This is a genomic window from Sphaerotilus sp., from assembly GCF_034519685.1.
Classification (GTDB): domain Bacteria; phylum Pseudomonadota; class Gammaproteobacteria; order Burkholderiales; family Burkholderiaceae_C; genus Sphaerotilus.
Window position 1 is genome coordinate 638,774 of the sequence record NZ_JAXHOF010000003.1, and the last position, 21,190, is coordinate 659,963.

Annotated in this window: 20 protein-coding genes; 14 read left to right on the forward strand and 6 right to left on the reverse strand. The window is 70.1% G+C overall.

The features are described 5' to 3' along the window. Nucleotides 1-88: 88 nt before the first annotated feature. From U5O44_RS06525 to U5O44_RS06550, 6 genes are all read right to left on the reverse strand, one after another. The gene (locus U5O44_RS06525; protein WP_322587648.1) at nt 89-574 is read right to left on the reverse strand and encodes a hypothetical protein; all 486 of its coding nucleotides are present in this window, start codon (nt 572-574) and stop codon (nt 89-91) included. Then, nucleotides 574-1,599 (reverse strand): FecR family protein, encoded by a 1,026-nt coding sequence (locus tag U5O44_RS06530; protein WP_322587649.1) that lies wholly within the window; start codon nt 1,597-1,599, stop codon nt 574-576. Before U5O44_RS06530 ends, U5O44_RS06525 begins: the two co-directional genes overlap by 1 nt. 34 nt (nt 1,600-1,633) lie before the next feature. Next, a complete protein-coding gene (locus U5O44_RS06535; protein ID WP_322587650.1) occupies nt 1,634-2,152 on the reverse strand; it encodes a sigma-70 family RNA polymerase sigma factor in 519 nt (172 codons plus the stop codon). A gap of 100 nt (nt 2,153-2,252) precedes the next feature. Then, complete coding sequence (locus U5O44_RS06540; RefSeq protein ID WP_322587651.1) at nt 2,253-4,613, reverse strand: TonB-dependent siderophore receptor; 2,361 nt, start codon at nt 4,611-4,613, stop codon at nt 2,253-2,255. A 235-nt stretch (nt 4,614-4,848) separates the two neighbouring features. Continuing rightward, entirely contained in the window at nt 4,849-5,883 is a 1,035-nt protein-coding gene (locus tag U5O44_RS06545) for a FecR domain-containing protein (protein WP_322587652.1), read from the reverse strand. Beyond that, on the reverse strand, nt 5,873-6,430 hold the full coding sequence (locus U5O44_RS06550) for a sigma-70 family RNA polymerase sigma factor (protein ID WP_322587653.1): 558 nt from the start codon (nt 6,428-6,430) through the stop codon (nt 5,873-5,875). Before U5O44_RS06550 ends, U5O44_RS06545 begins: the two co-directional genes overlap by 11 nt. 153 nt (nt 6,431-6,583) lie before the next feature. Here U5O44_RS06550 and U5O44_RS06555 point away from each other — a divergent pair, with 153 nt between their 5' ends. The 14 genes from U5O44_RS06555 (at nt 6,584) to U5O44_RS06620 (ending at nt 21,066) form a co-directional block, all read left to right on the forward strand. Then, nucleotides 6,584-7,120 carry a sigma-70 family RNA polymerase sigma factor gene (locus U5O44_RS06555; RefSeq protein ID WP_322587654.1) on the forward strand — a complete coding sequence of 179 codons (537 nt, stop codon included), beginning with the start codon at nt 6,584-6,586 and terminating at the stop codon, nt 7,118-7,120. Continuing rightward, entirely contained in the window at nt 7,117-8,118 is a 1,002-nt protein-coding gene (locus tag U5O44_RS06560) for a FecR domain-containing protein (protein ID WP_322587655.1), read from the forward strand. Before U5O44_RS06555 ends, U5O44_RS06560 begins: the two co-directional genes overlap by 4 nt. Before the next feature lie 196 nt (nt 8,119-8,314). Continuing rightward, the gene (locus tag U5O44_RS06565) at nt 8,315-10,798 is read left to right on the forward strand and encodes a TonB-dependent siderophore receptor (protein WP_322587656.1); all 2,484 of its coding nucleotides are present in this window, start codon (nt 8,315-8,317) and stop codon (nt 10,796-10,798) included. 366 nt (nt 10,799-11,164) lie between these two features. Beyond that, complete coding sequence (locus U5O44_RS06570) at nt 11,165-11,542, forward strand: hypothetical protein (protein ID WP_322587657.1); 378 nt, start codon at nt 11,165-11,167, stop codon at nt 11,540-11,542. Beyond that, nucleotides 11,539-12,945: a class II fumarate hydratase gene (locus U5O44_RS06575; protein ID WP_322587658.1), complete on the forward strand. Its 1,407-nt coding sequence runs from the start codon at nt 11,539-11,541 to the stop codon at nt 12,943-12,945. The genes U5O44_RS06570 and U5O44_RS06575 overlap by 4 nt, the downstream gene beginning before the upstream one ends. Nucleotides 12,946-12,961: 16 nt before the next feature. Then, complete coding sequence (locus U5O44_RS06580; RefSeq protein ID WP_322587659.1) at nt 12,962-13,369, forward strand: hypothetical protein; 408 nt, start codon at nt 12,962-12,964, stop codon at nt 13,367-13,369. A gap of 2 nt (nt 13,370-13,371) precedes the next feature. After that, nucleotides 13,372-13,926 (forward strand): hypothetical protein, encoded by a 555-nt coding sequence (locus tag U5O44_RS06585; RefSeq protein ID WP_322587660.1) that lies wholly within the window; start codon nt 13,372-13,374, stop codon nt 13,924-13,926. A 4-nt stretch (nt 13,927-13,930) separates the two neighbouring features. Beyond that, entirely contained in the window at nt 13,931-14,911 is a 981-nt protein-coding gene (locus tag U5O44_RS06590) for a ChaN family lipoprotein (RefSeq protein WP_322587661.1), read from the forward strand. A 44-nt stretch (nt 14,912-14,955) separates the two neighbouring features. Beyond that, the gene (locus U5O44_RS06595; protein WP_322587662.1) at nt 14,956-15,417 is read left to right on the forward strand and encodes a pseudoazurin; all 462 of its coding nucleotides are present in this window, start codon (nt 14,956-14,958) and stop codon (nt 15,415-15,417) included. Between the two features lie 100 nt (nt 15,418-15,517). Then, nucleotides 15,518-16,222, forward strand: a complete 705-nt coding sequence (gene aqpZ, locus U5O44_RS06600) for an aquaporin Z (protein ID WP_322587663.1) — start codon at nt 15,518-15,520, stop codon at nt 16,220-16,222. A 20-nt stretch (nt 16,223-16,242) separates the two neighbouring features. Further along, a complete protein-coding gene (locus U5O44_RS06605) occupies nt 16,243-16,893 on the forward strand; it encodes a nitroreductase family protein (protein ID WP_322588479.1) in 651 nt (216 codons plus the stop codon). A gap of 147 nt (nt 16,894-17,040) precedes the next feature. Continuing rightward, the gene (locus U5O44_RS06610) at nt 17,041-17,550 is read left to right on the forward strand and encodes a sigma-70 family RNA polymerase sigma factor (protein ID WP_322587664.1); all 510 of its coding nucleotides are present in this window, start codon (nt 17,041-17,043) and stop codon (nt 17,548-17,550) included. Further along, nucleotides 17,547-18,548, forward strand: a complete 1,002-nt coding sequence (locus U5O44_RS06615; protein ID WP_322587665.1) for a FecR domain-containing protein — start codon at nt 17,547-17,549, stop codon at nt 18,546-18,548. The genes U5O44_RS06610 and U5O44_RS06615 overlap by 4 nt, the downstream gene beginning before the upstream one ends. Next, a complete protein-coding gene (locus U5O44_RS06620; RefSeq protein ID WP_322587666.1) occupies nt 18,532-21,066 on the forward strand; it encodes a TonB-dependent siderophore receptor in 2,535 nt (844 codons plus the stop codon). Before U5O44_RS06615 ends, U5O44_RS06620 begins: the two co-directional genes overlap by 17 nt. Nucleotides 21,067-21,190: the final 124 nt, after the last annotated feature.

Genomic DNA, 21,190 nt, shown 5'->3' on the forward strand with positions numbered 1-21,190 from the left:
ATTGCCCCGCGAGATCGCAAAAGGGATCAGCCATGGGGGGCCGATTTCCGGAAATGCGCGCCCGGCAACTCCTGGAGAATCGGGTGGATCAGGTCGGTCCGCGATACCGCGCAGCCCGGGCCCGCAGCACCGCATGCCGGTGCTCGAACAACCGGTGAACAAACCAGGCCACCAGGCGCCTGGCCAAGCGGGGCCGGAAGTTCAGTTCGTCCACCAGCAGCACGGTCCCCGGGCCCCCTGCGTCGACCACGATGCGGCGCTCATGGCGCCACAGGGCCATCGAGCCCATGGCGGACTGTTCGACGAAGCCGTGGCCGGGGTTGATCTCCTGCAGGGTCAGGTCGGAATGGTCGATGGGCAGCACGCCCGCCAGCAGGATCCAGCTGCGGAACAGCGGAACCCCCGGTGTCGCCGGCAGGTCGGCGAGCGACCGGACGCCGCGCGGCAGCGTCATGCGCATCAGCGGCCACAGCTCGGCGCGAATGCCTTCGACCGACGTGATCCATTGCCACAGCAGGCTCTGCGGCACCGGCAGCCGCGATTCAAAGCGCAAGGTGACATGGCCCTTGTTCATCATGATGAGCGCCTCACCAGCACCACCACTGCCCCACCCCACCAGCGCCGCTGCACTTGGGCGCGGATGGGCAAGGCGGTTTGCAGCATGTTCAGCAGCTTGTCGCGGTCGGCCAGCGGATAGGTGCCGGTGACCCGGAGCGCGGCCACGGCGGGCTCGCACACCCAGCGGCCGGCGCCACCCGGCTCGGCCTGGCGGTTGACCTCGGCGGCAAAGTCGGCCAGCGGCATGTCTTGCGCGACGATCATGCCCTGGGTCCAGGCTGTGGCGGCGGGGTCGGCCTGGCCGGCGCCGAGCACAGAGTCGATCCTGAAGCGGGCCGATTCGCCGGCACGCAGCAGGTGGCCGGCTTCGGGCGCCAGCCCATTTGCGCCGGATGGGCTTCGCGGGAGGATGGACACCGCCCCCTCGTACACGCTGACCAGGCTGGCATCCGGATCACCGCCCCCGGCCAGCCTGCGCACCGCGAACCGGGTGCCCAGGGCCTGGATGCGGCCGTTCGCCGTTTCGACGACGAAGGGCCGCGCAACCCGGCCGACGGTGGCCAACGGGCCGGGCTCGTGTGCAGTGGTCACCAGGATCTCGCCTTGCACCAGGCGCAGCAGCCGCTCGTGCGCCCCGTAGCGCACGTCGAGCGCCGTGCCGGCGTTCAGATCCACCCGGGTGCCGTCAGCCAACGCCAGGCTGCGCCGCTCGCCCGGGCCGGTGCGCTCGTCGGCCACCCACTCGGGCCAGGGGGTGGCCTCGCGCAGCGCCCAGGCCGAGCCACCCGCAAACAGCATCAGCGCCAGCGTCTTGATGGCCTGGCGGCGCCGTGGCGGGTGGGTCTCGCCCGATGCGGCCAATGCGGCGCGCGCCAGATCGGCCGGCATGGCCTGCAGGCGCAGGCCAAAGGCTTCGACATGCTGCCACGCGCGCTCATGGTCAGGGTGCGCGGCCCGCCACTCGCGCAGGCGCACCTGCGTCGCATCGTCGGCCGTGTCGGCCTGCAATTCGACCAACCACTCCGCAGCGCGTTGCCGCACATCGGGCGGGATGGTTCCCCCAGGGACCGGCGGGCTATGCCTCATCGGCAAAGCAGCACAACACCAGCGCACGCGCCACGTAGCGCTTGACCGTCGGCACGGAGACCCCCAGCCGCAGCGCGATCTCGGCCTGCGGCAGGCCGTCGAGCTGGGACAGCAGAAAGGCTTCGCGCACGGCGGCCGGCAGCGTGTCGAGCAGGCGGTCGATCTCGACCAGGGTTTCGAGCAGGATGGCGCGCGTCTCGGGCGACGGCGCCATCGGCTCAGGCAAGGCCGCCAGCGCCTCGGCCCAGGCCAGCTCCAGCTTCTGGCGCCGGTAGTGGTTGGACAGCAGACCCTGGGCGATGGTGCTCAGGTAGGCGCGGGGCTCGCGGATAGCCTCGATGCCTGCGTCATCGCGCCGGGCCAGGATGCGAACGAAGGTGTCGTGCGCCAGATCCGCCGCCTGGTGCGTGCAGCCCAGCTTGCGGCGCAGCCAGCCATGCAGCCAGCGGTGGTGGTCGCTGTAGAGCGACCCCACCTGCTGTCGGACGGCTGGATCGGCAGCGAACACGGAGGAACCTCACACCAGGGTCGGCGCGGGTGCTCGGCACCTTTTGCGCGAATGGGAACTGTTCGCATCTTATCGCAGCGGCCACGCACTCACCGCCGCGTCAGAAGCGGTACGTCGCACTGGCCACCACGTTGCGCCGTGCACCGAGAAAGCAGTCGCCCCGGGTCATGCATGAACTGACGTAATACCTGTCGCCGGCATTGTTGATGTTGAGGGCATAACGCCAGCGCTCAATGTCATAGGCGAACACCAGGTCGACAAGGGCGACGGACGAGACTTGGGGGCTGACACCGCCATTGGCCGTATCGTGGAAGGAGTTGAAATAGCGCAAGCCTGCGCCAGCCGAGAATCCAGTCAGGCCGGCCATACCGAATCGGTATCTCGCCCATACGCTCGCTTGCTGGCGAGGTTGCCCGTCAAGTTGCGAGTCGATCTTCACGTAGTTGTAATTGGCAATCAAATCGAGATCCCGGCCAATGCTGCTCCTCGCTTCCAACTCTACGCCGCGGTTCTTGATCTTGCCCAATTGCTCGTACTCGTCCACGCGGGTTTCGCTGATCCTGTTCTTTTCCTTCAGGTCGAAGATGGCGGCATTCAGTGCAAATGTGCCGCCGGCAGGTGCGTACTTGACACCAGCTTCCCATTGCATGCCTGAAAGCGGCTTGAAGATCCTGCCATTGATGGACGACTGCGGCGTGAACGACTCGGCGTAGCTCAAATAGGGAGTCCATCCCGAATCGAAGCCGTGCATGACCGCCAGCCGCTTGGTGGTGGCCGACGATTCATCCGTGGGCCCTCCTTGCGCGGAGGACTCTACGCGGTCATGGCGCAGCCCTGCCAGCACCGTCCAGGCCGCCATCTTGATCTGGTCTTGGGCGTAGAAGCCGAGCTGGTGCTCCTTGGTCATCGGATTTGCCTTGCGGACCCCTGCCACGGGCGTGCCATACACGGGCGCGTAGGCGTCAATGGTGCTGGATCCGTAGGTGCTCGCGCTTCGTTCACGCTTGCCTGTGTAGTCCGTGCCAAAGAGCAGTTGGTGCTGCAGCCCGCCCGTGCTCACAGACCCTTCCACATGGGTGTCGACGGCCGTGACCCGTTGCTTCGTCAGGCCACTCCACCAGTAGCGGCGCAGCATGCGCTTGTTGACGGGATCGATGCTCCAGCCTCCGGGGCCTGCAGTGGTTCCATTGCCGTAGAAGTCAGCGAAGTGGTAGACGGTGTCGTTCTCGTTGTTCGCGATGCGGAAGTTCTGGCGCAGCGACCATTCCGATCCGAACTTGTGTTCGAGTTGCCAGCCAATGGTTCTGCGCTGGCTATCGTAGTAATCCGTCGGTTCTCCAATGAACAGGCTGTTCGACAGGCGGCCGTTTGGATTTTCGAGCACTGTTCCTTCCCAGGGAAAGAATTGCGAGGTGACGCCGCTCTTGTCGTCCTGGTAGAGACCCAACAGCGTCAGAGAGGTCGACGCGTCGGGCCGCCAGGTGATGGATGGCGCGAGGAGAGTGCGGTTGTCCGGCACGTGGTCCACCTGGGTGTCGGCCTGGCGCACCACGGCAACCAGGCGATAAGCCAGGATGCCGTCTTGGCCGATGGCTCCGGTGAGGTCCATCTGCAGTTGGCGCCGGTTGAAGCTGCCGTACTGCACAGCCACTTCCCGCTGCGTTTCGAACAGCGGCTTTTTGCTCACCATGTTCACAACCCCTGCCACCGTGCCCGCTCCATAGAGCGTGCCAGCAGGTCCGCGAAGAACCTCAAGGCGCTCCAGGGTGTAGGGATCGGCGCGTGCGCTTCGAGTGCCAAAGGCATGGCGCAAGCCGTCCAGGAAGACTGTGGGGTCCGCGCCGCGCACGCGCATCCAGTCCGTCCGTGTGTCCACGCCGTAGGGGGTAGAAAGCACGCCCGCAGCGTAGCTCAAGGCGTCCTGCATGCTGACGGCGCCTGTGTCAGTGATCAGATCCTTGGTCACCACGGTCACGGACTGGGGCGTGTCGAGCAGACTGGTATCGGTTTTCGTGCCGGTCGCGCTGCGCCGAGCCACATACCCAACCACCGGCCCGGTCGCGGTCTCGCGCTCGACGCCTGCCTTCACCCTCACCACCGGCAACACCGTCTCGTCGGCCGCGCGCGGCGCTGTTAATGGCGCCGGTGGCAGGCGCCTCACCAGCAGCCAGCCGCCGTTGTCCTGCCGCATGGCCGCCAGCCCGCTGCCGGCCAGCAGTTGCGCCAGCGCTTCACGCAGCGTCATGCGGCCTTTGAGCGCGGGGGCGCTCTTGCCGGCGGTGAGTGCGGCGTCTGCCGTCAAGGGCGCGCCCGCTGCCGACGCAGCACGGGTCAAGGCGGTGGAAAGCGCGCCGGCCGGGATGTCGAACTCGTGCAGGGCCGGCACCGGCGCCTGCGCAGCGGCTTGCGCCTGCGCCGTGGACGGCTCAACGCTGACTGCCAGCACAGGCAGCGCCACCATGGCGGTGCGGATGGCCAGCGCCAGCAGGCTCGGCCGGGGGGATGCGATGCGGGATGGGCTGCGGGAGGGAGTGCGGGATGGGCTGCGGGAGGGAGTGCTTGATCGGTGATGGTTCTGCACGGTGTTGGGCTCCGGATGAGGTTGTGAGGTCTTCATCCGGTTTGCCCCGCTGCCGCGCAAAAGGGGAACTGGTGCGGCCGTTCCCGCCCATGAAAAGTGGCAGCGCCACCTGCCGTCAGCGCAAACCGATGTGCACACCCCCTGCCGGTGTGCGCTGCACCCGCACCGGCAAGGCACTCTCCAGCGCAGCCAGTACCAGGGGAACGTCGCGGCCGGGGTTGGCGATGGGGTAGACACCGACCAGGCGCAATGGCGCGGCGGCTGGGCTGATGGTGATGGGCACGGTGGTGTAGCGCGACAGCTCGGCCACGAAGGCCGCCAGCGGCACGTCGTCGGCCACCAGTTGCCCGCGCGACCAGGCCTCGCGCGCCGTGTCGGCGTGGCCGTCGGCTGTGATGCCATCGGCAGAAAACCGGGCTTGCCGCCCGGCGGGCACCTCCAGGCTGTCCACACCGCTCTCTACACCGCTGACCCCACCGCTGAGCGCAACGCGCACGCTGCCCTGGAACACGGCGACGTGGCCGCCGCCTGCGTTGCCGCGCACCGCAAAGCGGGTGCCCAAGGCCGTGAGCCGGGCGAACGCGGTGTCGACCACCAGCGCCCGTGCGGGCGACTGCGTGTCGGGCGCAGTCTCGACCAGGATCTCGCCGTCATGCAGCACGATGCGCCGCAGCGCGCGCCCGAAGTCCACGTCCACCGCAGTGGCGGTGTTGAGGGCCAGCCGCGTGCCGTCCGGCAGGCTCAGGTGCCGCTGTTCGCCGGCGGCGGTACGGTGGTCGGCACGGGCCATGGCAAGCTCATGCAGCCAGCCTGGCCATGGCAGGGCCTGGCGCGCCAGCAGGCCCACGCCGGCAACCAGGCCACCCAGGCTCAGCAGGCGCAGCGCCCGGCGGCGCCCGGCATCCTGTGCCCTGGTGAGGGTGTCGCGTAGCGCCTGCGCAGGTGCTGCCTCGGCCGCGTCGGCAAAGGGCTGACTGATGGCCCTGACCCGCTCCCAGACACGGGCGTGCGCGGCGTCGGCGGCGAGCCACTCGCGCCACCGCGCACGGTCGGCATCGCTGGCGTCTTCATCATGCAGCAGGGCAAACCATTCGGCCGCCGCGCGCAGCAGGGCAGGCTCGTTGTCGTGGGCCGCGCTCTCAGCGGCCATCGGTCTGGGCACCGGCAGCGCCGCCTTGCGGGCCGTCGCCAGCCTGCAGGCAACACAGCATGGCCTGCGCCATGTATTTCTTGACCATGCGCTCGCCCACGCCCAGCCGCTCGCCGATCTGCTGGTAGGTCAGGCCGTCAAGCTGCGAGAGCAGGAAGGCCTCCCGGACCTTCGGTTTCAGGGTGTCGAGCAGGCGGGCTATCTCGACCAGGGTTTCGAGCAGGATGGCGCGCGTCTCGGCCGAAGGCGCCATAGCCTCAGGCAGGGCTGACAGCGTTTCACCCCAGGCTTGCTCCAGCTTCTGGCGCCGGTGGTGGTTGAACACCAGGCCCCTGGCCACCGTGGTCAGGTAGGCGCGGGGCTCGCGGAGGTCGTCCAGCGCCAGCGCCTCGCGCTTGGCCAGCAGGCGCACGAAGGTGTCGTGCGCCAGGTCGGCCGCCTGGTGCGTGCAGCCCAGCTTCCTGCGCAGCCAGGAGTGCAGCCAGCCGTGATGGTCGCTATAGAGCGACTGCACATGCTGTTGAAAGACTGACTCGGTGGCGGACACGAAAAAATCCCATCCTGGGCGCCGCCGAAGGGCTGGCGCACAAATATCGAATACGACTCGTTCGCATCTTATCCCGAGCCACAGGAAACGAGCACCGATAGAATCGATGCAACTACTTCTCACTTGCATTTGGTCGCGCGCGTCGTTTTGCTCATGGCACCGCCTGCCCTCGCCGCTCTTCTCGCCAATGAGGCCGATGCTCCACAGGATCCGGCCACGCTGTACCGCCATCACCATGGCTGGTTGCGTGGCTGGCTGCGCAAGCGCCTGGGCAACGCCGCCGATGCCGCCGACCTGGCCCACGACACCTATGTGCGCGTGATCAGTTCGGGCCGGCTGCCGCAGCCGCAGCAATCCCGCCAGTTTCTGACCCAGGTGGCCAACGGCCTGGTGGTGGATCTGGTGCGCCGGCGCCGCATCGAAGCGGCCTATCTCGGCGCCGTGGCCCACCAACCCGAGGCGCAGGCGCCCTCGCCGGAAACGCGCGCCATCGTGGTCGAGGCCTTGATGGCGATCGACAGCCTGCTCGATCGCCTGCCTGCCAAGGCGCGTCAGGCCTTCCTGCTGTGCAAGCTCGACGGGCTGACCTACGCACAGATCGCAGCGCAGCTCGGCGTCTCGGTCTCGTCGGTGGAGAAGTACATCGCCACAGCGCTGCTCGCCTGCCACCTGGCGGTGAGCGCCCAATGAAGGCGCAGCCCGCCGACGACGGCGATACGCTGGCGCTGGCCCAGGCCGCCACGTGGATGGCCCGGCTCTGGTCCGAACAAGCGACCGACCAGGACCGGTCCGCCTGCGCCGCATGGCGCGCCCAGCAGCCTGAACACGAGCGGGCCTGGCAGGCCTTGCACGCGAGCCATGCGCGCCTGGACGGCCACATCGCGGCAGCCTCGCCGGCGGCGGTGCGCAGCACGATCCTGGACCCCGGGCGCGGCGCACGGCAGCCCAACCGTCGCCGCGCCCTGCAAGGCCTGGGCCTCTTCGTCGCCACCGTCGCCACGGGGTACGGCTACCACGTCATCGGCGAGCCGGGTGCGCTGCGGTCGGCGTTCGCGGCGCATCGCACGGGCACGGGCGAGGTCCGCGACATCCAACTGCCCGACGGCACCCAGGTGACCCTGGACACGGCCAGCGCCATCGATCTGTACTTCTCGGCCGACGAACGCCGTGTCCGCCTGCTCGCCGGCCGCGTCCACGTGACCACGGCACACGACCCTGCCGCCCGCCACCGGCCCTTTGTCGTGCAGACGCGGCAGGGCTTGGTGCGCGCGCTGGGCACGCGCTTCACGGTCCGGCAGGAGGGGGATGTGTCCCACGTTGCGGTGCTGCACGGCGCCGTCGAACTGGCGCCCATCGGGACACAAGGCAACGTGGCTCGGCTGGACGCGGGTCAACAAGCATCTTTATCGATGCAAAGCGTGGGCGAACACTACGCGCTCGACGACGCTGCCGCCTGGACCCAGGGAACCCTGATGGCCGAGCGCATGCGCCTGGCCGACCTGCTGGCCGAGTTGGGCCGCTACCGCCAAGGCGTGCTGCGCTGTGACGCCCGAGTGGCCGAGCTGCGGGTCAGCGGCGTGTTCCCGCTGCGCGACACCGACCGGGCGCTGGCCAACCTGACGCTGGCGCTGCCGGTGGAGGTGGTGCGGCGCACGCGCTGGTGGGTGACGGTGCAGCCGCTGCCCTGACTTGACTGCGTTTGTGTCACGCGGCACATCCATGCCGGGCGCGCACTTCAACAGGCGCCAACGCGCCAGGAGCAGCAGTTCATCGTTGACGCGCCCCCGATGGCGCGCACGCCCATCCGTTGAGGGTTTCGCGTCCTCGTTCGGGAACCTTGATGAGAAGCCATCAAAACCCGCAACCTCGGACGCCAGACCCACCATGCCCAAGCACCGACACAACATCGCGAAACAACCCCGGCCCCGCCAGGCAGCGCTGCGCAGGGTGCGCGCCTTCGCCCCCGCCCGGCACCCCTTCGCAATGCTGGGCCTCGCGCTCGGCTGCCTGGCGGGCACCGCTACGCCGCCTGCGTTCGGGCAACAGCCAGCGCTTGCCGCAGCAGAAGTGGCGCGCAGCTTCAGCATCCCGCCCGGCACACTGGACCAGGCACTGAACCGCCTGGCCGCGGCAGCCGGTGTCGAACTGGCCGTGGACGCCGCGTTGACGCGCGGCAAGACCAGCACCGGCCTCAGTGGCGCGTACACCGTGCCCGAAGCTTTTGGGAAACTGTTGCGCGGGCATGGCCTGCAGGCGGTGCGCGGCACGGGCGGGGCGTGGTCGCTGCGGGCGATGCCCGCGCCCAATCAGACAAGCTCCACCACGAGCCCCGCTCCCAACAGTACCAACGACACGATGCTCCCCGTCGTTCGCGTCAAGGCAGATGCCTTGCGCGAGTCCGCAACAGCGCCGGTGACAGGGTACGTTGCCGCACGCAGCAGTTCGGGCAGCAAGACCGACTCCGCGACCCGGGAGATTCCGCAGGCCATCTCGGTGGTGACGCGAGACTCGCTGGATGAACGCGGCGTCTCCAGCCTGGCCGAGTCACTGGAGTACGCCCCCGGGTTCACGGCGCTTGCCTACGGCCATGATGATCGCTACGACTGGTCGATCGCCCGCGGAATCGGCGAGACCGTGGGCAGCAACTTTCGCGATGGCCTGAAGGAGGCGGGATCGGTCTACGCCATCCCCAAGCTGAATCCTTATGGCGCGGAACGAGTCGAGTTCTTGCGCGGCCCGGCATCAGTGCTGTTCGGCAGCAACATCCCGGGCGGCGCGGTCAATTTCATCACCAAGCGACCGACGCGCGAGTCACAGCACGAGTTCCGAGTGCGCGGCGGCGACCTCAACCGGTTAGGCGTCGCAACCGACCTCTCGGGCCCGGTGGACCAGAGTGGTCAGCTTCTCTATCGCCTGGTGGCATCGCAAGAGCGGTACGACCTGCCGACACCCGGGGCAACAAAGTCCGAGCGCTACTTCGCCCCGGCATTGACGCTCAGGCCCGGAAACGATACCGAGATCACATTGCTGGCCAGCTATCAGCAAGACCGAATCGACGGCGACGCCTACCCGTACTCGTACTACGAGCCGCTGGGCAACGCCTACATTCCGGTCGTCGAGAAGGGTTGGGACCGGTTCAACCGGGACCAGTGGTCCGCGGGCGTCCTGGTGGACCATCGAATCAGCGCGAACCTGGCGCTGCACAGCCGCACACGCTACAGCAGGGCACGCCTGGACTATCGGATCAACTTCGCCAACGATCTGCTGGACAACGGCCTCGTCGAGAGAGCGGCTCAACACATCAAGGACGACGGCAAGGTCTGGCAGACCGACAACTACCTGGAGGCCAAGTGGTCGCTTGGCCAATGGAAGAACACCACCATCGCCGGGCTTGATCTCAGCCTGGTCAGGGGTGCCGAGTTCCTGGGGTACGGCATCGCGTCGCCCTACGATCCGGCAACGGGTCAAGGCGTGGGCAGCTTCGTCCCGCCCACGCCGGCGCCGACCTACGTCGCGGACACGCGGCAGACAGGCCTCTACGTTCAGAACCAGGCCAAGCTCGATGAGCGCTTCGTGCTGCTCGTGGGTGGCCGCCAGGATTGGCATCGCATCGACAACAAGACCGACCCGACGGCCACAACGCGCGAGAAGAGCGACGCTTTCACCGGTCGCATCGGTGGCGTCTGGCTGCTGCCTCTGGGCATCTCGCCCTACGTCAGCTACTCGACTTCGTTCCAGCCGCAGGGAGGCGTCAACTACGCCGGTGAGCGCTTCAAGCCGACGACAGGTCGGCAGTACGAGGTTGGCCTTCGCTATGAGCCCGTCGGCGTCAACGCGCAGCTCTCGGCGGCGGTGTTCGACATCCTGCGTCAGAACGTCCCCACCACCGACCCGGACCATCGCGACTTCAGCGTCCAGCGTGGCGAGATCGGTTCACGCGGCCTCGAGCTCGAAGCCAGCGCGAGCCTGCCCAAAGGCATCGACCTGACGGCCAGCTACAGCTACACGGATGCTCGCGTCAAACGGGACACCGACCCCGACCTGGTCGGAAAATGGAACGGCTCCGTTCCACGCCACAAATTCGGCGCCTGGGTGAACTGGCGCCTGCCGTCCGACATGGTTGACGGATTGAGCATTGGCGTCGGCGCTCGCCACAGCAGCAAGATCCCCGACTACGACAACACGCGGTGGGTGGCTGGCGTCACACTGTTCGATGCCCGGGTCGCGTACCGATACGCACAGTGGGAGTTGGCGGTCAACGCGCGCAACCTCCTCGACAAGGTGCACCTCGTCAATTGCAGCTATGGTTCTTGCTACCCCGGAGACAGACGAGAGATCCTCGGCACGCTGACCTACCGTTGGCAATAGCGAGCTTGGCGCCGTATTCACGCCTCGGCATCGCGGGCTTTCATTCACCATTGCTATTGCGACTCATTCGCATATAGACTGCGGCCTTGCATCGGGCGGACAGAAGACAGAAAGCAAGCCGACTGCCCGCCCCGCACGCCAGCCTGCTGCCAGCCGGTGCACCCCCTGCCAAACGGAGGCGCCTCGCCATGTCAGCCTGCCACCCTGCCCGCCCTCGCCGGCGGCCCAAGTTGATCCCATTGCGCCACTCCATCGCCTGGAGACGGCCATGAGAGACAGCGCCCTGCGCGCCTGGGCCGAATGGCTGGCGTTCGCAGCCATGGTCGCTGCCGTGTACGTCTTCGTCCCCGTGTCCGCCTGAGCGCCATGCCCGCTGCGCAACCGCTCGCCGCCACGGCCACGCTCGACGACTGGCACCGCCTCGGCCTGCAGATTCGCCTGGCGCTGCAACCCGACAGCCCGGGCCTGGTGCGTACCTACCTCCTTCACGCCGAGGCGCTGATCGCCCAGGGCCTGCAGCCGCCGTGGCGGGCCCACGAACGCAGCCTCACGCTTCTGCTCGACACCGCGTACGACGCACTGCTGCCCATCGTCTGGCGCATCACCTGCCTGGACGCCTGCTGCCGCCCGCTGGGCCAGCTCGGCCCGCTGGTGCACGACAACGTCACGGCCACCCGCCTGCGCACCCTGGCCTGGCGCCTCGCTTCCTTCTCCTACCGCCCTCAAGAAGCCTCTCGACCATGACCCAGACTGCCGCTCCCGCGTCCACCGCCTCGCGCATCGAACGCGACTCCATGGGTGACATGGACGTACCCGCCGGTGCGCTCTACGGTGCGCAGACCCAGCGCGCGGTGCTCAACTTTCCCATCAGCGGCCGGCCGATGCCGCTGGCCTTCGTGCGCGCGCTGGTGTCGATCAAGGCCGCTGCGGCACATGCCAACGGCGCGCTGGAGACCATCCCCGAGCCCGCGGCGCGCGCCATCGCAGCGGTGTGCGGGGACCTGTTGGGCGCCACCGATGCCGAGCTGATGCACCACTTCCCGGTGGATGTGTTCCAGACCGGCTCTGGCACCAGCAGCAACATGAACGCCAACGAGGTGGTGGCCACACTGGCCAGCCGCAAGCTGGGCAGCGTGGTCAACGCCAACGACCACGTCAACGCCAGCCAGAGCAGCAACGACGTGGTACCCAGCGCCATCCACGTGGCTGCGGCGCTGGCGCTGCACAGCCGGCTGCTGCCCGCGCTCGCACATCTGGTGGAGACCACCCTCGCCAAGGCCGGCGCCACGCGCCAGCACGTCAAGACCGGCCGCACCCACCTGATGGACGCGATGCCGGTGCGCCTGAGCCAGGCCCTCACCGGCTGGGCCGCGCAGGTGCAGGCCGCGATGGACCACCTGAAGACCGTGCAGCCCGCCTTGCAACGCCTGGCGCTGGGCGGCACCGCGGTAGGAACCGGCGTCAACGCCGACCCGCGCTTCGCGCGCCGCTGCTGCGATGCACTCACCGAGATCACCGGCCTGCCCTTCCAGCCCGGTGCGGACCGCTTTGCGTTGATGGGTGCACAAGACGTGGCGGTGGCCGCCTCCGGCGCGCTGAAGACCCTGGCCGTGGCCCTGACCAAGATCGCCAACGACCTGCGCTGGATGAACAGCGGCCCGCTGGCCGGCCTGGGCGAGATCGAGCTGCAAGCCTTGCAGCCGGGCTCGTCCATCATGCCCGGCAAGGTGAACCCGGTGATCCCGGAGGCCACCGCGATGGTCTGCGCGCAGGTGATCGGCAACGACGCGGCCATCACCATCGCCGGCCAGTCGGGCAACTTCGAGCTGAACGTGATGCTGCCGCTGGTGGCGCGCAACCTGCTCGAGAGCCTCGAGTTGCTGGCCGGAGTGGTGCCGCTGCTGGCCGACAAGGCCATCGCCACTTTCACGGTGAACGAGGCGCGTCTGAAGGAAGCGCTGGCGCGCAACCCGATCCTCGTGACCGCGCTGAATCCGCTGATCGGCTACACCCGCGCGGCCGACATCGCCAAGCAGGCCTACCGCGAGGGCCGGCCCATCGTCGACGTGGCGGCCGAACGCACCGACATCCCGCGTGCCGACCTCGAACGCCTGCTCGACCCGGCGCGGCTCACCGGCGAAGACTGAACGGAGCGCGCCCGCCATGCACACCACCACCACGCCAAGGTCATCGTTGTTGCGCTGCCGCGAGCGGCTGCGCTCCCGCTGGGAGCGGCTGCACATCGACGTGCGCTGCGCCCTGCACGCCGGCGAGCCCGCGCGCATCCGCCAGTACCTGCACTGCGGGCACAAGCTGGCCGCGCTCGGCGCCATCGACGAAGTGGCCGCGCAGGCGCAGATGCTGCAGACGCTGCTGCACACCGCGCGCGACGCCGAGCTGCCGAACTTCTGGCGCAGCGCCTGCCTGGAACTGACCGCGGTGCCGCTGCTGCGCCTGCGCCACCTGATCGGGCTGCACGACCCGCTGGCGATGCAGGCCATCGAAGCCGCCGTCAACACCTGCGCCCGGCGGTTGCCCCTTCCTCGCCAACACCTCGGCGCCCATGCCTGATCATGTCTGACCCGCATCGATCACCGCCGGCGCAGAAACAGCCTGTCGGCGTCAGCCACGAATGGAAGCAGCTGACGTTGCACGCGAACATGCTGTTCGAGCACGGCGCCCTGGACGACGCGATCGAGGCCTACCTCAGGGCACGCGAATGGGCGCTCGAACACTTCAACCAATGGCCGAACGCCGACGATGCGGTGACGGCGCTCGTCGTGAGCTGCCTGAACCTGTCGGAAGGGCTGGCCCGCGCCGAACGCATTGCGGAGGCCGCGGCCACGTTGTGCAGCGTGCACGGCGGCATGTTGCGCGCCGCTGGCGATCAGCGGCTGCCGCAGGCGGTGCGCCATGCGTCGCGCAGCCGGCTGCGCGAGACCTACGTCGCGCTGCTGCGCTTCCAGGCCGTGTACGGCGAGCGGCCCGAGATCGCGCGCTGGCTGCACCAGGGCTGCGCTTGTGCCGCACGCACCTCGCGCAGCGCCGATGGCGATGGCGATGGCGATGGCGATGGCGATGGCGATGGCGATGGCTGCGACACCGAATACCCCACCACGGTGCACTGACACCATGCCCACCGTTGCCTCCGCTCCCCAAGTGCTCCCCGCCCTGCTGGCCCTGGGCCTGGCGCTGTTCGCCTGCACGGCGCTGGCGCTGGCCGGCGAGCGGGTGCAGCATGCCCTGTTCGGCCGCAGCCTCACGCCGGCCCGCCGCAGGCTTGTACGCTGCGCCGCGCTGGCCTGCCTGGCAGGCGCCAGCCTGGGCGGCGGCTGGGCCGTGGCCGGCGCGCCGCTGGTGGACCTGCTGACGACCACTGCGCCCCGGCCCCTGGTCCTGCTGGGAGAGGTGCACGACAACGCCCAGCAACATGCCCTGCGCCTGCAGGCCTTCGAGGCCCTGCTCGCCAGCGGTGCCCGCCCGGCGCTGCTGATGGAGCAGTTCGACCGCGAGCGCCAGGCCGACCTGGACCGCTCCCGCGCACAGCCTGGCGCCAATGCCGATGCGCTGATCGCCGCCGCCGCAACGGCCGGCGCGCGCTGGCACTGGCCCTTCTACAAGCCCTTCATCGCGCTGGCTCTGCAGAACGGCCTGCCCATCGTGGCGGCCAATGTGTCGCGCGCCGATGCGCGCCGCGTCGTCGCCGAGGGCCTGCAGGCCATGCGCTTCGACGAGCGCGTGCCGCCCGACATCACGGCGGCACAGGCCGAGATCATCGTCGCCTCGCACTGCGGCGCGGTGGATGCCGCGCAGGGCCTGCGCATGGCCGCCGCCCAGGTGGCACGCGACCAGTTCATGGCCAGCCTGGTCGAGCGGTACGCCGAACGCGGCGTGGTGCTGCTCGCCGGCAACGGCCATGTGCGGCGCGACATCGGCGTGCCCCGCTGGCTGGGCGCACCGCTGCGCTCGCGCGTGCTGGCCATCGGCCTGCTGGAGGAAGGCGACGACTCGCACGCAGCCTATGACCGGACCCTGACCACACCGCGCCAGCCGCGCGAAGACCCATGCGCAGCGCTGCGGCCAGCGCCGCGGCCTGCCGGCGCCACCACTTGATCCACACGCCTTTACATCAAGCCAACCCACGAGCAGAAAACTTCATGAAGACCCGCCGACACCCGCTTCCCCTGCTTGCCGCCCTGCTGTGTGCAGGCCTCGCCAACACGCCCGCGGCAACGGCCGCCGAACACATCGTCAAGATGTTGAACAACGGCAAGGACGGGGCCATGACCTTCGAGCCCACGTTCGTGAAGGCGGCGGTCGGCGACACCGTGGTCTTCACGCCCACCGACAAGGCCGCGCACAACAGCGCCTCGCTGCTGCTGCCCGCCGGTGCCAAACCGTGGAAGGGCGCCGCCGACACCGAAGTGAAGGTCAAGCTGGAGAAGGAAGGCGTCTACCTCTACGCCTGCGAGCCGCACAAGGTGATGGGCATGGTCGGCGTCATCCAGGCCGGCAAGCCGGTGAACCTGGCCGATGCCAAGGCCGCCGCGGCCAAGGAGCAGGCGAGCTTTGTGGTCGGCAAGGACCGCTTCGACAAGGCGCTGGCTCAGGTCAAATGAGGCACCGGCCCGAGGCAGCGCGATCAGCGCCGGCAACCACCGTGCGCTTCGCTGCGAGCCGTCCGTGCACCTTGTCAAACGACACTTCGAGGAGAGACCCGTGATCAACCCCAAGACCCTCGGCGCCGAATTCATCGGCACCTTCTGGCTCGTACTCGGCGGCTGCGGCAGCGCCGTGCTGGCCGCAGCCTTTCCGCAACTCGGCATCGGCCTGCTCGGCGTGTCGCTGGCCTTCGGCCTCACGGTGCTGACCATGGCCTACGCCGTGGGCCACATCTCCGGCGGGCACTTCAATCCGGCGGTGTCGGTGGGGCTGTGGGCGGGCGGTCGTTTCCCGGCGGCGCAGCTGCTGCCCTACATCGTCGCCCAGGTGCTGGGCGGGCTGGCCGCCGGCGCGGTGCTGTACGCCATCGCCAGCGGCAAGGCCGGCTTCGATGCAGCCGCCGGCTTCGCCTCCAACGGCTTCGGTGAACACTCGCCAGGCGGCTACTCGATGCAGGCGGCGCTCGTGTGCGAGGTGGTGATGACGGCGCTGTTCCTCGTGGTCATCCTCGGCGCCACCGACGCCCGGGCGCCGCAGGGATTCGCGCCGATCGCCATCGGCCTGTGCCTGACGCTGATCCACCTCATCAGCATCCCGGTCACCAACACGTCGGTGAACCCGGCGCGCAGCACGGGCGTGGCGGTGTTCCAGGGTAGCTGGGCGCTTTCGCAGCTGTGGTTGTTCTGGGTGGCGCCCATCGTCGGCGCGCTGCTGGGGGCCGGCATCCACCGCGCCCTCGGCCGCGCCCCGGACGCCGCCTGACGGTGGCGGTGCGGCACGCGATGGAAGCGGTGGCGACCCCGGCCGACGCAGGCCGCGCCCTACTGGAGCGGCTGCTGGCGCGGCACTCGCCGTGGCCCCTGGCCGCCCCCGAGCCCACGCCCGCGCAACTGGACCTCGTCTTCGACCTGGCCCTGCGCGCGCCGGACCACGGCAGCTTGCGCCCGTGGCGCTTCGCCGTCGTGCGTGGCCCCGCGCGCGAGGCGCTGGGCGAGGTCTTCGTGCAGGCCGCCCGCGCGCGCGACCCGCAGGGCGACGCCGAGCGCTTCCGTTCCAAGGCCATGGCTGCGCCGCTGATCATCGCGATGGCGGCGCGCGTGCGCATGGGGCACAAGGTGCCCGAGGCTGAGCAGGTCATGGCCGTGGCCGCCGCGGCGATGAACATGCTCAACGCCCTGCACCTGCTGGGCTACGGCGGCTTCTGGGCCACCGGCGCCAACGTGCGCGATGACGTTGTGCGCCGCGCGCTGGGCTTCGGCGGCAGCGACCGCATGGTCGGTTTCCTCTACGTCGGCACGCCGCCGCCGGGCTCGCGCCCGCCGCAGCGGCCGTCGCGCGAGGCGCATGTGCGCGAGTGGGTGGGGCCTTCCGCAGGCCGCGTGGAGCGTGGACTAGGCGTCGGAGGCGACCTCGACAACGTGCGGCCGCGCTGATCTCGACGCGCACACGCACAGAACCCGCGCCGCGCGACGCATCGCGCGACAGGCCTCATCGCGCGAGCACCTGCGTACGACCAGGCACACGAACAATGACCCATACAATGCGAATGCTTCTCATATCCGACATTGCCTGACGCCATCGTGCCCACCACCGACCGTTTCCCGCAGGATGGCTGGGCATCGCTCTACGGCGCGCATCGCTCCTGGCTCGTCACGTGGCTGCGCCGCCGCCTGGACTGTCACCATGCCGCAGCCGACCTGGCGCAGGACACCTTCGTGCGCGTCATCACGGCCCAGGTCAGGCCGGAGCTGATCGAGACGCCGCGCGCCTACCTGTCGGCCATCGCCGGGCGCCTGGTCAGCAACCACTACCGGCGCCAGTCGCTGGAGCGGGCGTGGCTCGAAACCCTGGCCGCGCTGCCCGAGGCTCTGGTGCCGTCCGCGGAGGAACGCGCCCTCGCGTTCGAAGCGCTGCGCCAGCTGGACGCCGCGCTTGCGCGGCTGCCCGCTGCGGTGCGCCAGGCCTTCCTGCTGGCGCAGCTGGACGGCCACTCAGCGCCCGAGATCGCGCGCGATCTCGGAGTCACCGAACGCACGGTGCGGCGCTATCTGGAGCGGGCCTTTGCGGCCTGCATCCTGGAGCTGGCGTGACCACCGGCCGCGCATCGGACCTGCCGATCCGGCCTGCGGTGGCCCGCGCAGCCGCGCGCTGGCTCACCACCCTGCTGCTGGATGGCTTCGACGCGCGCCAGGCCGAGGCCTGCTGCCGCTGGCGCGAGGCCGACCCGGAGCATGCGCGCGCGTGGCAGCGGGCCACCGCGTTGCAGGCATCGCTGCAGCGTGTGCCTGCGGCACTGGCCCGTGACGCCTTACGGCGGCACGCCGACACCGCCCACGCTGCCCAGGCGCAACGGCGGCAGACGCTGCGCCTCGTCGGCGGCCTGCTGTTGGCACCGCCATCCGTCTGGGTGGCCTGGCAATGGAACGCGGCGCCGAGCGCGGACCGGCTCGCCACCGGCACCGGCGAGCGGCGCGACGCCACGCTGCCGGACGGGTCGCGCCTGTGGCTGAACGCGCGCACCGAGTTGCGCGTGGCCTACGGCCCCCACGAGCGCCGGGTCGAGCTCGCACAGGGCGAACTGCTGGTGCAGACGGCGCCCGACCCGCAGCGCAGCTTCCTGGTGCAGACGCGGTCGGGCCTGCTGCGGGCGCTGGGCACGCGCTTCCTGGTGCGTGACCTTGCGGGCGCCGCAGGGCCGGCCGTGCACCTGGCGGTCCATGAGGGTGCCGTGGAGTGGACGGATGCCGCGGGGCGCCGCACCGTGGTCGCCGCCGGGCAGGCCCTGGACCTGGCCGGCGACGCGCCAGCCGCGCGGCGAAGCGACACGGAGACCGACACCGCGTGGACACGGGGCATCCTGGTGGCGCGCGACCTGCCGCTGCCCGAGTTCGCGGTGCGCCTGGCGGTCCACCGGCCCGGCTGGCTGCGCTGCGACCCGGCCCTGCAGGTCTTGCGCATCAGCGGCGTGTTCCAGCTCGATCAGACCGATGCCGTCCTCGACGCGCTGCCGCGCACGCTGCCCGTGCGCGTGGTCTGGCGCACGCGCTGGTGGGCGAGCATCGAGCCGGCGCATGCGCGCGGCGCCTGAGGCCGTCCAGCAGCGCCGCCGGCACCAGCGCCTGACGCGGCCACGCCCGAGCCGCCGTCTGGCGACGGCCCTGCTGTCGGCGGCCCTTGGCCTCGGTGCCGCGCACCTCGGGTCTGCCCATGCGCAGGGCTCGGACGCGCCGACCAGCCCAGGACGCGGCGCGCGCCTGGCCTGGCCCATCGACATTCCGCCAGGCCCGTTGCTCGACGCGCTGGCCGCGTTCGCCGAGGCGGCCAGCGTCACGATCCAGCTCGACGCGCGCCTGGCCGGCGGCCGCAGCTCGCCCGGCGTGCGCGGCGAGCAGGACGTTGCCACGGCGCTCGCCCGCCTGCTGGCGGGCAGCGGGCTGGAGGCGACGTCCACGGACGGCCGCACCTACGTCGTCGTGGCCCGTGCCGGCACCGCCCTGCCGAACCCGCAGCCGCGCGGTGCGGCGTCGCTCACCACCCTGCCCGCCGTGCGGGTGCGGGCACGCCCGATCGATGGCGGCTGGCAGGCCGCCGAGCCGGCCGAGGCCACCCGCCACGCGGGGCCCGACCTGACGCTCGCGCAATCCACTCGCACGCTGCCGCGCGAGTTCATCGACGACCTTGGCGCCGCGCGACTGGACGCGCTGCTGCCCTACGTGGCCGGGGCCAGCCGGCAGAACGACTTCGGCGGCACCTGGGACAACATCGCGCTGCGCGGTTTTGCCGGCCATGAGGACACCGGCATGAGCCTGCTGCGCAACGGCATGGCCGCCAACCGCGGCTACAACGCGCCGCGCGACACGGCCAACGCCGAGCGCTTCGAGTTCCTGCGCGGCCCGGTGGCTGCGCTGATGGGCGCCAGTGAGCCGGGCGGCACGCTCAATCTCATCACCAAGAGCCCGCCCTGGACCGAACGGCGCAGCGCGGAGGCCGGCACCGGCAGCTTCGGCCGCATGCGCCTGACGTTCGATCTGGGTGGACCTTGGCGCGTGCAAGGTGACGCCGGCCACGGCGACGCCTTGGGCGAAACCTCGAGTGACGCCCCCTCCGCAGCATGGCGGCTCAACGCCGTGCGCGAAACAGCAGGCAGCTTCCGCGACCACGTGCGAACCCGGCGCGAACTGCTCGCGCCGGCGCTGGCCTGGAAGCCCGCTGCCGGCACCCTGCTGCGCTACGACGGCGAGTGGCTGCGCCAGCGCGCGCCGCTGGACCGCGGCGTGGTGGCCATCGGCGGCCGGCTCGGCGCGGTGCCGCTGTCGCGCTTCTACGGCGAGCCCGGCGACGGCGACATCACCATCGTCAACCGCACGCACCAGTTGCTGCTCGACCACGACCTCGGTGCCACGCTCGCCGAGGGCTGGGCGCTGCACGCCGGGCTGATGGCGCGCAGCGGCAGCTATGGCGGGCTGACCACCTATGGCCACGGCTACGGCGCCGGGCTGGCATCGCTGAACGACACCGGCTGGCTGTGGCGCCAGCGCCGCGCACGCGACTTCCGTTGGGACGACCGCTCGATGCAGGCCGAGATCGGCGGCCCCCGGCGCACGGCCGGCGGGGAGCACCGTCTGCTCGTGGGGCTGGAGGCGTTCCGCTTTCGCATCGACCAGCGCATGCAGCGCACGCCGCCCTCGCAGTGGCAGGCCGATGGCATCGACGTCTACGCGCCCGCCTACGGCAACGCTGGCGGCATGCCGCAGGACTTCATCGACACGCGCGAGCAGCAGCAGGGCCTGGGCCTGTACCTGCAGGACGAGTGGCAGTTCGCGCCAGCCTGGACGCTCACGGCCGGATGGCGCGCCGACCGCTTCGAGCAGCAGGTGTCGGACCACCTGAGCGGCAGCAGTCGCGCCCGGGCCCTGCAGGCGCGCACGCCGCGGCTGGCGCTGAACTGGCGCTTCGCGCGCGAGGCCTCGGCCTATGCCACGGTGGCGGCCTCGTTCCGGCCCAACGTCGGCGTCGACGCGCAAGGCCACGCGTTCGAGCCCGAGCGTGGGCGCGCCCGCGAGATCGGCCTGAAGTGGGATTCCAGCGGAGGGCAACCCGGCGATGCTCGGCTCACCGCCACCGTCGCGGCCTTCGACATCGTCAAGCGCCACGTGCTGCGCGCCGACCCGGAGCACCCGGACTTCAGCGTCGCGGCCGAGCGCGTGGGCAGCCGCGGCGCCGAGGCCGAATTGGTCGGGTGGCTGAACTCCCGCTGGCGCATCGCCTTCAGCGCCAGCCGGCTCGAACGCGCGCTGCCGCAGTTCGCCCGCGCCAGCGGCTCGCTGCTGCTGATGCACCAGCAGCCCACGTTCGGCGGCGTGCTCGCGCTCGGGGCCGGGCTGAGCCACGTCGGCCCGCGCACCGGCGACGGCGGCAGCCCGCGGCTGCCGGCCTACACGCTGGCGCGGCTGCTGGCCCGCTGGCGGCCGACGCCGCGCTGGAGCATCGACCTCGACCTGGACAACGCGTTCGACCGCCGGCATTACCTCAGCGCCTACAACGACGCCTGGGTCACCCCCGGGCCACCGCGCACCTGGCGGCTGACATGGGGATGGACGCCGTGAGCATCGCCATTCGCCGCCCTTCGCCGACACACCTCGTAGCAATTCCGCGCGCTGCGGCTGTCCGCAAACGACCCGTTGCGTGTCCTCCAGCATGAAGCGGCACCAAGCCGCCGACGCATCCGAT

Excerpts from the sequence above, each read along its gene's own strand:
- U5O44_RS06565 (WP_322587656.1), top strand. The coding sequence starts at position 8,315 with ATGCCCAAGCACCGACACAACATCGCGAAACAACCCCGGCCCCGCCAG.
- U5O44_RS06605 (WP_322588479.1), top strand. The coding sequence starts at position 16,243 with ATGGAAGCGGTGGCGACCCCGGCCGACGCAGGCCGCGCCCTACTGGAG.
- U5O44_RS06585 (WP_322587660.1), top strand. The coding sequence starts at position 13,372 with ATGTCTGACCCGCATCGATCACCGCCGGCGCAGAAACAGCCTGTCGGC.
- U5O44_RS06590 (WP_322587661.1), top strand. The coding sequence starts at position 13,931 with ATGCCCACCGTTGCCTCCGCTCCCCAAGTGCTCCCCGCCCTGCTGGCC.
- U5O44_RS06540 (WP_322587651.1), bottom strand. The coding sequence starts at position 4,613 with ATGGTGGCGCTGCCTGTGCTGGCAGTCAGCGTTGAGCCGTCCACGGCG.
- U5O44_RS06595 (WP_322587662.1), top strand. The coding sequence starts at position 14,956 with ATGAAGACCCGCCGACACCCGCTTCCCCTGCTTGCCGCCCTGCTGTGT.
- U5O44_RS06525 (WP_322587648.1), bottom strand. The coding sequence starts at position 574 with ATGAACAAGGGCCATGTCACCTTGCGCTTTGAATCGCGGCTGCCGGTG.
- U5O44_RS06570 (WP_322587657.1), top strand. The coding sequence starts at position 11,165 with ATGCCCGCTGCGCAACCGCTCGCCGCCACGGCCACGCTCGACGACTGG.
- U5O44_RS06560 (WP_322587655.1), top strand. The coding sequence starts at position 7,117 with ATGAAGGCGCAGCCCGCCGACGACGGCGATACGCTGGCGCTGGCCCAG.
- U5O44_RS06620 (WP_322587666.1), top strand. The coding sequence starts at position 18,532 with ATGCGCGCGGCGCCTGAGGCCGTCCAGCAGCGCCGCCGGCACCAGCGC.
- U5O44_RS06555 (WP_322587654.1), top strand. The coding sequence starts at position 6,584 with ATGGCACCGCCTGCCCTCGCCGCTCTTCTCGCCAATGAGGCCGATGCT.
- U5O44_RS06580 (WP_322587659.1), top strand. The coding sequence starts at position 12,962 with ATGCACACCACCACCACGCCAAGGTCATCGTTGTTGCGCTGCCGCGAG.
- U5O44_RS06545 (WP_322587652.1), bottom strand. The coding sequence starts at position 5,883 with ATGGCCGCTGAGAGCGCGGCCCACGACAACGAGCCTGCCCTGCTGCGC.
- U5O44_RS06575 (WP_322587658.1), top strand. The coding sequence starts at position 11,539 with ATGACCCAGACTGCCGCTCCCGCGTCCACCGCCTCGCGCATCGAACGC.